This window comes from Bifidobacterium scaligerum (genome assembly GCF_002802865.1).
GTDB lineage: Bacteria > Actinomycetota > Actinomycetes > Actinomycetales > Bifidobacteriaceae > Bifidobacterium > Bifidobacterium scaligerum.
This window is the reverse complement of sequence record NZ_PGLQ01000004.1, coordinates 161,896-174,848: the sequence shown is the minus strand read 5'-3', so window position 1 is coordinate 174,848 and position 12,953 is coordinate 161,896. Positions and strand designations below refer to the sequence as shown.

Here is a 12,953-nt window from a genome sequence, read left to right as displayed (position 1 = left end):
GTGCGTCGGCTCCCGCTTGACTTATGTGCTTGTGTGCTTATGTGCGAATGCGTTTCCGCCGATTGCGACAATTAGTGTTGAGGGCACAAGTGGAGTGCTGAAGATCGTTGATTCATTGACTGTCTTATATTCGTTTGTCATTAAATACTTAACGACAAACGATAAATCATGCTATAATGATGCCAATATAGTCCGATTTTTCTCTTTGATTGAGGCGATGTCAGCTGAACGGCTCCCGTCTCTGAGGAAAGGGTTGAACGGAGGGCATCATGGCAGCGAAAAACGGCAACTCCATTTCCGCACCAACCGAGCTGCTGGGACGTGCGGGCACGGCGGCTCTTGTCATCGCGCGCATCGGTACGGTGTTCTTGTGGATAGCGGCTGCGACGACGGCCGTCGTGTTGGTGGCCTTTATCGTGGCATCCGGGACGTTGACCGCCGATTACAACCGGCTGAGCCTCAACGTCGGTGGTGTATTCAGCATCAGCATCACTGGTCAGGTTCTTGACTATTCGATATACCTGCAGCAGTATGACGATGCCCCGATCAACACGGTGGCCGTCATTGCCACTGGCGTGTCCAGAACGGCCATCTTTGCCCTGCTGGCACTGGCGTTCGGTCAGGTTGCGGCCTTGTGCGATGAACTGAACACTTGGGTGAGGCATGCCGAACAACCATCGACATCGCCATTCCGCGCGGTGATTTCAGAACGGCTCTCCCATATGGGGTGGTATCTGATTGCGACTCCGGTCGTGGCGTTGGCCAACTACATCGTGTGCACGCTTGCTGGAGCTTCCGGCAGTGCAGGAGTATGGCTCAGTGGTCTGCTGGTGATGATCGGCATTATGTTGCTGCTGCTGTCGCGCATCTTCGACTACGGCATGTCGCTGGAGCAGGAGGTGGACGGTCTGCTATGAGCGCGGTGAGTGGAGATTACGGGCTTCGCGAGCCGCATGAACCTGATGCATCGGAGCATGAAGATGGTGGGCGCATCATGCTTCGGCTTGACCGCATCATGGTGGAGCGTGGGCGCTCGCTGAACTGGCTGGCCGCGCAGGTGGGCATTACGAACGTCAATTTGTCGAAAATCAAGAACAACCGTGTCTCCGCCATTCGTTTCTCCACCCTCGCCGCCATCTGTGAAGCCCTTGACTGTCAGCCCGGTGACATCCTCGAATACGTGAAGGATTGAGCCGAACGGCATGGTTGCTTGGTGGATGATCAGGCGCTGCGATGTTCAACGCTGGTGCAGAGGGGCGGACGCTTCAGGCGTTATATGGATTGGATGGGTGTAGAAGTTGCGAATTGGCCCCATCCAAATTGGACTGGTTTGGGTGGGGCAATCCAATTCGTTCAATAATAAAGCGCGGCATCAAACAGCGTCGAACGAAGGGAAACTCATGACGCAGAATCGTGCGGAACTCAATCGTAATCTGGCCCAAATGCTCAAGGGCGGCGTGATCATGGACGTGACGACGCCCGAGCAGGCGAAGATCGCCCAGGACGCCGGAGCATGCGCCGTGATGGCGCTGGAGCGTATCCCCGCCGACATTCGCGCAGCCGGTGGCGTCTCCCGTATGTCTGACCCGGCCATGATCAAGGGTATTCAGGAAGCCGTGTCCATTCCGGTCATGGCCAAGGTGCGCATCGGCCACATCGCCGAAGCTCGCATCCTGCAGGCCATCGACATCGATTACATTGACGAATCCGAGGTGCTCTCGCCGGCCGACGATGTGTATCACATCGACAAGAACCAGTTCGATGTGCCGTTCGTGTGCGGCGCAAAGAACCTGGGCGAGGCGTTGCGTCGTATCGCCGAGGGCGCTGCCATGATTCGCACCAAGGGCGAGCCTGGCACCGGCGACGTGATTCAGGCCGTACGTCACATGCGCACGATGAACAAGCAGATTCACGAGCTTGTCTCCCTGCGCGACGATGAGGTCTACGAAGCGGCCAAGCAGTTGGCCGTACCGTACGATCTGGCCAAGTATGTGCACGACAACGGACGTCTGCCTGTGGTGAACTTCGCCGCGGGTGGCGTGGCGACTCCGGCCGATGCCGCCCTGATGATGGAACTCGGTGCAGAAGGTGTGTTCGTAGGATCCGGCATCTTCAAGTCCGGGGATCCGGCCAAGCGCGCCGCCGCCATTGTGAAGGCCACCGCCAATTGGCAGGACGCAGACCTGCTCGCCAAGCTCTCCGAGAACTTGGGCGAGGCCATGGTCGGTATCAACGAGGACGAAATCCAGACCATCATGGCCGCTCGCGGCGAGTGATGGCTTTCCTGTCCGAAAGCCGGCGGATCAGTGATATTGCCGGTGGAGATGACTGGGACGATCATCATTGTGCACAGAGGTAAGCAATGGTTGTAGCTGTTGAATACATATCTAAAGAAGAATCCGACGGTGCCGAGGCTGTAAAGCACGGTGTGACCGGCATCCTGGCGGTTCAGGGCGCATTCGCCGAACATGCGGCCGTGCTGGACCGGCTGGGCGCGCCTTGGAAGCTGCTGCGTGCCGCCGAAGACTTCGACGAGTCCATCGACCGTGTGATTCTGCCCGGTGGCGAAAGCACTACGCAAGGGAAGTTGCTGCGCTCCACCGGTCTGTTCGACAAGATCGATGCACATATCAAGGCCGGCAAGCCTGTATTCGGCACCTGTGCCGGCATGATCCTGCTCGCTCGGGAACTGGACAACGATCCGAACGTGTACTTCGGTGCGTTAGACGCCGTGGTGCGTCGTAATGCCTACGGACGTCAGTTGGGAAGTTTCGCCGCTAACGCCGACTTCGGCAGTCCTGAAGACGGGGATGCGTATATCGCCGACTTCCCGCTGGTGTTCATTCGCGGACCATACGTGGTCTCCGTGGGATCGGAGGCTACGGTGGAGACCGAGGTTGATGGCCATCCTGTGGCCTTGCGACAAGGCAATATTCTTGCCACTGCGTTCCATCCCGAGCTTACGGACGACACCCGCATCCACGAGCTGTTCCTTTCGTTGTAAAATCACACTTTTCGCGCGAAAAGTACGTAAATAGCCTCCAGAGAGACGGTTTAACGTACGATTCGTGCGAAAAGTACGGGAATGGGGTGGCGCGGCATGGGAGGTGATTCATGCAATTGCAGTTGAACCGGCGCAGCAGTGTGCCGATGTATCGGCAGCTGGCCACCCAACTGCGTGAGCAGATTATCTCCGGAGAACTTGCCGAAGGTTACCGTTTACCGCCTGAGCGTGAGCTTGCCGCACGTCTTGAAGTCAACCGCACTACCATATTGCAGGCCTATCAGCAATTGAAAGATGAAGGCCTTATCGCTTCCAAAGTAGGCAAAGGCACGTTCGTGCTACCTCAAGCAATTGAGTCTACTTTGCCGGCATCTTCGGAACAGGCGTTGTTGACTTCTCCGATTTCGGCGGCAATTCCGAACGCCGGTTCGTCAGCGCATACGCAAGTGCAGGTTATACGTCGTGTGTCATCGTCGGATCACGCCGAGCCGATTGTTGTTCGTCCTCCGTGGTCCGTATTGTTCTCGGACTATTCCAACCGATTCACCTACCATGACATCGCTTCCGCGGAACGCGCGCAGCGGGGTGATACGGTAATCGATTTCGCCACTGGATCGCCCAATCCGGCCGATATTCCGGATGACCTGCTGCGTTCGGTGAGTCTGGAAGCATTCGCCTCGCATGAGTTCGATGGGCAACCGGAGTCGCCGATTGAAGGATTCTCGGAACTGCGTGAGCTGCTTGCCGCGCACATGCGTACACGTGGTGTGCACTGCAATGCGCGCAATGTGATGGTGCTGTCCGGTTCGGAACAAGGCATCGACCTGTGCGTGCGCGCGTTCATCAACCCTGGTGACTGTGTGCTGGTGGAACAGTCCACGTTCTTCCCAGCGTTGCAGGCCTTCCGCTCCGCTGATGCCCGCATTGTGGGCATGCCCATGGATGACTATGGCATGCGGACTGATTTGCTGGAAGGCTACTGTGCCCGCTTCCATCCGAAGTTTATTTATACGATCCCAACGTTCCAGAATCCGACCGGTTCGACGCTGCCTGCCGCGCGCCGCAAGGAACTCATCGATGTGGCACGTCGTTATCAGTGCCTCATTATTGAGGACGATGCCTATGGTGAGCTGTGGTATGGGGGAGCGGATGAGGAGAGCGCTGCCGTAGCTGACGGGGTGATCCGCGGTGCAGTTGGTGGAGAGAGCCGTGGGGCCACTGGTGGCGAGAACCGTTGCAAGGCTAGTGACGAGGCTGGTGGCCATAGTGGCCAGCGCCCGGTGCCGCTGAAGGGCATGGAAAACGCAGGATATGTGATGTATTTATCCACGTTCTCCAAAACGGTGACCTCGGGGCTGCGAACTGGGTGGATCGTGGCCGACCCGCATGTGATTGACCGGCTGGCCGCATTGCGCCGCATGGTCGATCAACATACGAGCACATCATCACAGCGCATCTGTCTGGAACTGCTCAAAGAAGGGCGCATCGCGGAACATGTCACCACATTAACCGCCGCCTACCGTGGCAGACGGGACACGGCTGTGGCCGCTTTGGAACGGTATGCGATGCAAGGTATGACGTGGAATGTGCCGGAGGGTGGCTATTACATTTGGGTGACATTGCCCGATGGGGTACGTTCGCTGGATGTGCTTGACCGCTGCCGTGCCGAGGGCGTCACGTTCATGCCCGGCAGCGTATTTGATGTGGATGAGACGGATGATTCACATATTCGCCTGAATATCGTGCATCCGGATGCCGGCGATATTGAACGCGGCATCCGGATGATCTGCGAATCGATGTGATAGTGCCAAATACTGTGGATTTCGAGAATTTACCGCGCTGAGCAGTCGTCAGTGCGGTAAATTCTCGGGCAATGGGTTCTTTTCGAGATTTCACCGCGCTAAGAGTTCGTCAGTGCGGTAAATTCTCGAAACCACTTCAGGCGAGCTGAGCGAGGAGCGTCGGCAGTTCGGCCATTGTGTCGATGACGGCGTCGGCGCCGGCATTCACGAACGCGTCGCGGGCGGCGGCACGAGCCTTGGCCTTATCGGCATCAGACAGCGCATTGAACTCATCCTCGGACAACGCCATCTGGGAGCTGCCTTCAGTGACACCAATCGTGAAGACGCCGGCGTTTTTGCCTTCGCGGATATCGGAAAGGGTGTCACCCACCTTAGCCGCGCGTCGTACGTCGGTAACGCCAAGCTTTTCGAGATTCTTGAACACCATGTACGGGTATGGACGTCCGAAACCGTTGGTGCCATCCGGGCTGATCCAGAAGTCCGGAGCATAGCCGTTTTCGGCGGCCTTCGGCACCACGATCTCCATCATCTTGTCCGTGTATCCGGTGGTGGAGCCGATCTTGATGCCTGCCCCGCGCAATGCGGCGACAGCGTCCACCACGCCCGGCTTCGGATCGGCGAAACCGTCGAGGATGGAGAGCAGCTTTGGTTCGAAGTGACTGTAGACGGCATCCGCGTCAGCATCGGTGGGAGCAGCACCGTGTTCGTCTTCCCAAGCGCGGGCGATGCGATTCATGTGCAGCATCGTGTTGATATGGTCATGCTTGAGCATGCCCATCGGCTTGCGGGTCTCGGCCATCGTAGGCTCGATGCCGAACTCCTTGAATGCCTCCTGGAAGGCACGGACCGGGGCGAAGCAGCCATAATCCACAGTGGTGCCGGCCCAATCAAAAATAACAGCTTCAAAACGGTTGGTCATTTGAGGATTCCTTTATCGTTGAATGCGGTATGTAAGGAAGGCTTGGTGATGTGGTGTGTGCTTCCCGACTGTAAGCAGCGTAGGCGTGTGCTAAGCTCTGCGAGCACGCGCCGGAGCGAGGCCAAACGGCCTTGAGTGTGTTGGGAAGCACACACCACATCACCAAGCTGGCAATAGTCAGGCGACGAGCTTGACGTTGGCGGGGGCGGCGGCTTTGATCGGAGCGCCCGCGGCATCCATGGCGGCGATGGCTTCCGGCACGGAGTCAGAGCCAGTTGCCGCGGCGAGCAGTCCACGCTCGCCCATATAGAGGGCCAGCAGCTCGGTCACCTTTTCGATGTCGTCGGTGTAGATCTCACCGATGTTGCCCAAGCGGAAGGTGTCTTCGTTGGTGAGCTTGCCCGGGTAGATGGCGTAACCGCGTTCCTTGATGAACTCGTACATGTCATGGAAGTCGAACTTGGTGCCTTCCGGGTAGAGGAAAGTGGTGATGATCGGGCCCTGATGATCCTTGAGGAACACGCGGAAGCCGAGCGCCTTCATGCGGGCGATGAGCAGGTGATTGTTCAGCGCGTAGCGGGCGGAACGGGCCGGAATGCCACCCTCGGCGAACATCTCGTCGAGGGCCTTGGAGAAGGCGAGCACCACGTGGGTGGGGGAGGTGTAACGCCATTTGCCGTTGGCCTTTTCCAAAGTGTTCCACTGATCCCACAAGTCGAGGGAGAGGGAGCGGGCCTTGCCGCGCGAAGCCTCCAACTTGGCCTTGTTGCAGATGATGAAGCTGAAGCCCGGTACGCCCTGAATGCACTTGTTGGCGGAGGAGACGAGGAAGTCGATGCCCCAGTCGGCCACCGGGATGTCCACGCCGCCGAAGGAGCTCATGGCATCCACCATGAAGGTGCAACCGTGCTTCTTGGCCACGGCGGCCACGGCCTGAATGTCATTGAGCAGACCGGAGGTGGTCTCGGAGTGAATCATCGAAACATGGGTGATGGTCGGATCGGCGGCGAGGTATTCCTCAACCTTGGCGGCATCCGGAATGCGGTCGTACGGCTCGGCGTACTGGGTGTAGGCGATGCCGGCGTGGTCGCAGATCTTGGCCTGGCGGTCGCCGTATGCGCCGTTGGTGCACAGCAATACTTTTTCATCCTTGCCGATCACGGAGGTCAGCACGCTTTCCACGCCGAAAGTGCCGGAGCCCTGCATCAGCACGACGGTGTAGTCGTCGGCGTTCACATGGGCGAGTTCAAGCAGCTGACGGCGAATCTTCTGGGTGATCTGCTGGTAGTCCTCGTCCCAGGTGCAGTGGTCGAAGAGCATCTCTTCCTTGACCGTGCGAGTGGTGGTCAGCGGACCGGGGGTCAGCAGCTTGTATTCGTTAGCCATTGGTGGATTTCCTTTCTTAGGGTTCTGCGGCTGAGTCTAATCAGCTGCGTAGTTGCTGTAATCTTCTACGTAGTTTTATAAAGACAGACGGAGTGTCGTATGTAGTTCTGTATGTGATGAGTGTTGGCGTGTTTGGTTGGCATGTATGATGCCCGACACACATGCCAACCAAACACTGACTGAGCGCAACGAGCGGACTTATTCATCCTGCGCCAAGCGCTTGCACGCGGACGAGAAGTCCTGATGCTCTTGCAGCAGGTCCACGGTCAGGGGCTTGGGGAAGGTCTTGGAACGCTTGGAGGCGTTGGCGGGTGCCTGTTCTCCCTGATAGAGCGGCGTCGGGTAGGTCTTCAGCAGCTCTTCGCGGCCCTTGTCGATGATCACGCCGGCCATCTTCTGCGCTTTCGGGTTGGTGGCAGCGCCCTTGTCCAGCACAGCCACCGACTCGGTCAGCGAGTAGTTGCCTTCCACCGGATCCACGTAATCGATCGGCAGGCCCTTCTTCTTGTCGGCCACGGCCTGATGACGCAGGCCGAAGCCGATTGCCACCTCGCCGGAACGTACGGCCTTCAAAGGTCCGGAACCGGACTGTTCGAGATGCGGGCCTGCGTTGCGGTAGATTGCCGTCAGAATTGCCCGGCCTTCATCCCCGGTGCCGTATGCATCGGCAATGGCCTGAATCATCAGCCAGCCGGTGGAGGAGCCTTCCATGTCGGGCACGGAAATCAAGCCCTTGTACTGCGGGTCAGCCAAATCCTTGAAGCTTTGCGGCTCGGGGACTCCGGCCTCCTTCAGCGCGGTGGTGTTTACGATAATCGCGCCTTCCTGAGCGGTGGTGGGGGAGCGCCAGGCGGGAGCCTTGGAGTTTTCGGAGGTGCCGAGCAACTTGGAGCGCACATCGGTCAGATCGGCGAACATGTGGTTGCGCTCTTGGGCGGAATCAATGTAGTAGGAGCTCATCGTCAGCATGTCCGCTTCCAACGCCTTGCCTTCGGCCAGCATCTTGCCGCCGAGTTCGGAGGTGCCGAAGCTCTGGATGATGTATTGGTCCTTGAAGCCGTTGTTATCCAAAGCGTGCTGGAAGGCCACTACGGCCTCATCGTCGGCGTTCGTATAGATCACCACCTGACCGTTCGTGCTGGCGGTGGCAGTGGAGCCGAATCCGAACCCAACCAGCAGCACGGCGAGCACGGCGGACAATCCGGCGGTGAGGGCGTTGCGCGCCCTGCGGTTGCCGGAAGTCGGCAGCGGGAAGTCTGGTGTGCCATTATGCGCTGTCTGCGCGGCGGCGGTCAGTCGGGTGTCGGCTGCAACTGTGGCACGGGCGGCAGCCAGTTGCGGAGTCTTCACGGTGACGCGTGCAGCCGCGCGAGCGCGCTCGGCGGAGCGGTCACGCGTGGCGAAAGCAATCACGCCCTTGACCACCAGATTCGTCACCAGAATCAGCAGTGAGAGAACGAACACGTCATCAAACTTGGCGATATGCTGCAGCGCGGAGATCTTGGTGGTTATGACCTGCGTGCGGGCACCGGTCAGGAAGACCACCGCGGAAATCGTCACCATCGCGTTGACGAAGTAGTATCCGAAGACCTGCAGAATCGTCGGCCACGCGTTCGGCGTCACCACGCGCACGATCGTCTTGATCCAGTTGTCTCCCATGAGTTTGGCCGTGGTCTCCCACCCGGCGTTCATCTTGGACAGGGAATCCTTGATCATCTGGTATGGGGTGGCGAAGTAGTGGATGATGTTCGCGATGATCAGAATCCAGAACGTGTTCTGCAGCGAAGAACCGGAGAAGGCGAACAGGAAAGCAATGCCGAGCACCATGCCAGGCACGGTGTTGATGATCGCGGAGATCGCGTCCACCGAACGCTTCGCCCAATTCGGCAGCTTGGAGCGGGAGGTCACCAGGCCTGCGGCGTAAGCGAACAGGCAACCCACGATGGCGGTCATCACGGCCACATACAGCGAGTTGGTGAACACTTGCGTCAGCTCGGAATCGGTGAACATGTTGGTGATGTGCGAGAGGGTGGGCACCACGTTGAACGGCCATTCGGTGACGAACGGGATCAACAGGATCACCGCAAACACTGAAAGCGTGCATACCAGCACCACCACGGATGCGATGCCGCATGCCCAATCGCGCCTCGGACCTTTCGGCAGCTCGACCTGGCTGATCTGCTTGTAACGGATGGCGAAACGCTCCAGCACGGTCATCAAAATGATGGAGATGATCGAGGGGATGAGCATGAACACGGCGATCACTGCGCCACGGTTGAAGTTCGGTATGGAACCGAGCATCTGGTTGAACAGTGTCATGGCCAGCACGTCGTATTCGCCGCCAACCGAGGTCGGGATGCCATAGTCGGTGAATGCGAGGAAGAACGACTGAATGAACGCCACGGCCAGCGTACCGATCAACGGGCGCAGCACGGTGTTGAGGAACGTGGTCAGTGGCTTGTCTCCCATGATGTGCGAGACGATGATGAACTTCTTATCCACGAACTGGAAGCTGTTGTTGATCAAGAGGAAGCAGGTGGGCAGCGTGTAGATCACATAACCTATCAAGAGGCCGTTGAACCCGTAGATGTCGAACAGCTGGTGGCCGCCGAGCAGTCGGGTGATCAGGCCCTGCTTGCCGAACGAGTAGATGATGGCGAAGCCGTACGTGATGGTCGGCAGCAGCATCGGCAATTGGGCGAGCAGTCCCACGGTTTTCTTGAATCCGGTCGGCACGTTGGTGCAGTTGATGGTGTACGCCAGCAGGAACGCGAGCAGCACCGCCACCAGTGCGGACGTGGCCGAAACGGCCAGAGAGTTGGTGATCGAGCGTACGAATTCAGGCTGGGAAAGCACGACCGCATAGTTGGACAGCGTGGCCGAACCGGAAGCGGTAGTGAACGAGCGGACGATGACCAGCACCATCGGCACCACGAGGAACGCGGCGAAGCAGAAGGCCACTATGGCCAGCAGCGTCCATAGTTCGGTCTGCTTCGGCTTGGAGGGGCGACGCTCGTAATTGACGATCTCCGGGCGGATGTTGGGCAGTTGCTTGCCCGCTTGGATGGATTCGACGGACATGACTCAGGCCTCCTGCCCGGCAAGAGCGTGAGCCGGGGCGCCGTTCGCGGCCGCCGCTTGGCTATCGGCTTCGGCTTCGCTGAACAGCGAGTAGATGTTGTTGCGTTTGACTTCCAGCTGGTGCAGGATGAACTTCCTGACGAAGTCGGATGCCGGGTGCTCGATGATGTTCTCCGGCGTATCGTACTGGGCGATTTTGCCGTGATTGATGATGAGCACCCGGTCGCTCATTGTGCAGGCTTCCTCCGGGTCGTGCGTGACCATGATGGTGGTGAGCTTGTACTGGTCCACGATCTGCTTGATCTTTGCCTTGATGGATTCCTTGATCACGCCATCCAATGCGGACAGCGGCTCGTCGAGCAGCAGCAGCTTCGGCTTCATCACCAGCGTGCGAGCCAGTGCCACACGCTGTTTCTGGCCGCCGGACAGTTCGTCGATGCGCTTGCCCAGATGCTCCTCAAGTCCCAGCAAGCTGATCAGCTCCTTGATCTCCGCTTCGGAGGAGATGCCGGGGTTGTTCCTCAGGCCGTAGGTGATGTTCTCGTAGGCCGTGAGATTCGGGAACAGTGCGTAATCCTGGAATACGATGTTGAAGCCGCGTTTCTCCATAGGCACTTGGGTCAGATCCTCGCCGTTGTACAGGATCTGACCGCTGGTGGCGTCCGTGATGCCCAGAATGATGTTGAGCAGCGTGGTCTTGCCGCCGCCGGAAGGGCCGAGGATGGACATGATCTGGCCATCTGCGAGCGTGAGCGAGATACCGTTCAGCACATGGGTGTCACCGAACGATTTGGTGATGTTCTTCAGTTCGAGCATATTTCGTCAACTTGCCTTCTGATCGGGCTGCCGCGAACGTTCATGAACATCCGCGTTGGCGGTCCGCTTGATTGGTGCCGCGTGGATTGTCGGCATCGGGATTGGTGTTCGGTCGTAATGGATTGAGTTATCGTTTTTCGGTTATCGCGGCTGAACCTCACGCCGTACTTCCATAGTCGGGCAAAGACAGGCGACGGGAATCTTACGTTAGAGAAAGTTGAACGAAGCGATAGTGAACAGCGAGTAAAACTACAGATTCGGCATGTAGTTGGCGTAGTTTTGCTCTGCTCCGAACCGTATGTGATTGAGACTAAAGGACAGGTCGATGCCGGCGGCACAGGAGAGAACAGTGACGGCACTGCGTTCGGAAACTCGGCGAGGCAGACGGCGACCAGAGCCTAGGCATATGTGAAATTAACCGTCAGTTCATGATGGCGTAACTCAGGCATCGCTCAAAAAGTCGGAGGCAAAGCCCAGAAAGCAGTAGGTGTCAGCGGCTAATTCGCTTGGAAACCGTCGGAAAACAGCACGCCGATACTACGTACTAGGCGGCGTGTTCCGATACTATGGACACCGACAAACGGCTGAAAAACGGAGGAATCGATGCGGCGTTGGCTCATCAATCTGGCCAAAAGTGAAACGATTCTCATAGTCGCCGCAGCGCTTGCGCTGATCTCTTGCTTCATCGTTCCCCCGGACGCTGATTACAAGGACTACATCCATGCCAGCACCATCAGCCTGCTCATCTGCCTGATGATCGTGGTGTGCGGCTTCCAGCGCATCGGTGTGTTTCGTATCATCGGTTCGCGTCTGTTGGAGAAGACCAGCACCATGCGCGGGCTTGTGATCACTCTGGTGGCTCTGACGTTCTTCTCTGCGATGCTGATCACCAACGATGTGGCGCTTGTCACCTTCGTGCCGTTCGCCGTGGCCGTGCTCATCATGGCCGGGCAAGGTGAAAAGACGATTCTGGTGGTCACGTTGATGACCATCGGTGCGAATGTGGGCAGCATGCTCACTCCGATCGGCAACGCGCATAACCTGTATCTCAAAGCGTTGACCGGCATGCCGGCGATGGAGATGATTGGCATTATGGCTCCATATTCATGTACGGCGGCCGTGCTGTTGGTCATCGTGATCTCTGTGGTGTTCGGCCGACAGGAGGTCGGTAATCTCGGCAATCTCGAAACCGGCGTACTGGCCCCCGAACGCAGCAAGCATCAGCCGGATGAGATTCGCATCACCGGGTACGGTGCCGGTTATGGCGGTTGGCGCACCGTCGTCTACACGCTGCTGTTCGCCGTATGTCTGCTGGCCGTTTCCGACATCATTCCGTTGTGGGCGATGTGCGTGATCGTAATCATCACCTTCCTGTTCACCGATCGCCGTGTATTCCGCTATGTCGATTGGGGCTTGCCGCTCACCTTCTGCATGTTCTTCATCTTCATCGGCAATATGAAGCGTGTTCCGGAATTCTACGAATTGGCGCGCTCGCTGGTCGGTGGTCATCCGCTGGAGGTGGCGGTGGTCTCCAGCCAGATGATCAGCAACGTACCCACCACGATTCTGCTGTCCGGCTTCTGCGATCAGTGGCGTGAACTGATCATCGGCACCAATCTGGGCGGTATGGGCACGCTGATCGCCTCGATGGCTTCGCTGATCTCGTACAAAAACGTGGTACGCCAATATCCGGATCGCAAGGGCCACTATCTGGCTGTCTACTCCGCAGTGAACGTATTGTTCCTGGTGGCTCTGGTGGGTTTGAGCTGGGTGATCGAATAATTTGCGCGAGAGCGATTCTTTCGTGCGCCTTCCTGATGTGGTTCGGTTCTTAGGATGCAGAATTCAACCATCGTTCACGTGGCGGTAATCCAGAGTGCGGTGCCGTGTTCTTCGACCCGGTACGCTCGGATAACGGAAACACACCATACTTCAAGGCCAGAGT

Annotated in this window: 9 protein-coding genes and 2 pseudogenes; 7 read left to right on the top strand and 4 right to left on the bottom strand. The window is 58.0% G+C overall.

Features of this window, described 5'->3' with window-relative positions:
* The first annotated feature begins 269 nt into the window (after nt 1–269).
* From CUU80_RS07765 to CUU80_RS07745, 6 genes and pseudogenes are all read left to right on the top strand, one after another.
* Complete coding sequence (locus CUU80_RS07765; RefSeq protein ID WP_100496735.1) at nt 270–917, top strand: hypothetical protein; 648 nt, start codon at nt 270–272, stop codon at nt 915–917.
* Between the two features lie 77 nt (nt 918–994).
* Nucleotides 995–1,192, top strand: coding sequence for a helix-turn-helix domain-containing protein (locus CUU80_RS07760; RefSeq protein ID WP_100496767.1), 198 nt, complete (start codon nt 995–997; stop codon nt 1,190–1,192).
* A gap of 208 nt (nt 1,193–1,400) precedes the next feature.
* The gene (gene pdxS / locus CUU80_RS07755; RefSeq protein ID WP_034526836.1) at nt 1,401–2,276 is read left to right on the top strand and encodes a pyridoxal 5'-phosphate synthase lyase subunit PdxS; all 876 of its coding nucleotides are present in this window, start codon (nt 1,401–1,403) and stop codon (nt 2,274–2,276) included.
* A gap of 86 nt (nt 2,277–2,362) precedes the next feature.
* Nucleotides 2,363–3,004, top strand: a complete 642-nt coding sequence (gene pdxT / locus CUU80_RS07750; protein WP_100496734.1) for a pyridoxal 5'-phosphate synthase glutaminase subunit PdxT — start codon at nt 2,363–2,365, stop codon at nt 3,002–3,004.
* Between the two features lie 110 nt (nt 3,005–3,114).
* Nucleotides 3,115–3,348, top strand: a pseudogene (locus tag CUU80_RS11265) (GntR family transcriptional regulator); the annotation flags it as partial.
* A 141-nt stretch (nt 3,349–3,489) separates the two neighbouring features.
* A pseudogene (locus CUU80_RS07745) lies at nt 3,490–4,806 on the top strand (aminotransferase-like domain-containing protein); the annotation flags it as partial.
* Between the two features lie 136 nt (nt 4,807–4,942).
* Here CUU80_RS07745 and phnX read toward each other — a convergent pair.
* The 4 genes from phnX to CUU80_RS07725 form a co-directional block, all read right to left on the bottom strand.
* The gene (gene phnX, locus CUU80_RS07740; protein ID WP_100496732.1) at nt 4,943–5,725 is read right to left on the bottom strand and encodes a phosphonoacetaldehyde hydrolase; all 783 of its coding nucleotides are present in this window, start codon (nt 5,723–5,725) and stop codon (nt 4,943–4,945) included.
* A 177-nt stretch (nt 5,726–5,902) separates the two neighbouring features.
* Nucleotides 5,903–7,111 (bottom strand): 2-aminoethylphosphonate--pyruvate transaminase, encoded by a 1,209-nt coding sequence (gene phnW / locus CUU80_RS07735; RefSeq protein WP_100496731.1) that lies wholly within the window; start codon nt 7,109–7,111, stop codon nt 5,903–5,905.
* A gap of 198 nt (nt 7,112–7,309) precedes the next feature.
* Nucleotides 7,310–10,192 (bottom strand): extracellular solute-binding protein, encoded by a 2,883-nt coding sequence (locus CUU80_RS10870; protein ID WP_207760104.1) that lies wholly within the window; start codon nt 10,190–10,192, stop codon nt 7,310–7,312.
* Between the two features lie 3 nt (nt 10,193–10,195).
* Nucleotides 10,196–11,008 (bottom strand): ABC transporter ATP-binding protein, encoded by an 813-nt coding sequence (locus CUU80_RS07725; protein ID WP_100496730.1) that lies wholly within the window; start codon nt 11,006–11,008, stop codon nt 10,196–10,198.
* A gap of 603 nt (nt 11,009–11,611) precedes the next feature.
* Here CUU80_RS07725 and CUU80_RS07720 point away from each other — a divergent pair.
* Complete coding sequence (locus CUU80_RS07720; RefSeq protein ID WP_100496729.1) at nt 11,612–12,790, top strand: anion transporter; 1,179 nt, start codon at nt 11,612–11,614, stop codon at nt 12,788–12,790.
* Nucleotides 12,791–12,953 lie beyond the last annotated feature (163 nt).

Excerpts from the sequence above, each read along its gene's own strand:
- CUU80_RS07725 (WP_100496730.1), bottom strand. The coding sequence starts at position 11,008 with ATGCTCGAACTGAAGAACATCACCAAATCGTTCGGTGACACCCATGTG.
- pdxT (WP_100496734.1), top strand. The coding sequence starts at position 2,363 with ATGGTTGTAGCTGTTGAATACATATCTAAAGAAGAATCCGACGGTGCC.
- phnW (WP_100496731.1), bottom strand. The coding sequence starts at position 7,111 with ATGGCTAACGAATACAAGCTGCTGACCCCCGGTCCGCTGACCACCACT.
- CUU80_RS07765 (WP_100496735.1), top strand. The coding sequence starts at position 270 with ATGGCAGCGAAAAACGGCAACTCCATTTCCGCACCAACCGAGCTGCTG.
- CUU80_RS07720 (WP_100496729.1), top strand. The coding sequence starts at position 11,612 with ATGCGGCGTTGGCTCATCAATCTGGCCAAAAGTGAAACGATTCTCATA.
- pdxS (WP_034526836.1), top strand. The coding sequence starts at position 1,401 with ATGACGCAGAATCGTGCGGAACTCAATCGTAATCTGGCCCAAATGCTC.
- CUU80_RS10870 (WP_207760104.1), bottom strand. The coding sequence starts at position 10,192 with ATGTCCGTCGAATCCATCCAAGCGGGCAAGCAACTGCCCAACATCCGC.
- CUU80_RS07760 (WP_100496767.1), top strand. The coding sequence starts at position 995 with ATGCTTCGGCTTGACCGCATCATGGTGGAGCGTGGGCGCTCGCTGAAC.
- phnX (WP_100496732.1), bottom strand. The coding sequence starts at position 5,725 with ATGACCAACCGTTTTGAAGCTGTTATTTTTGATTGGGCCGGCACCACT.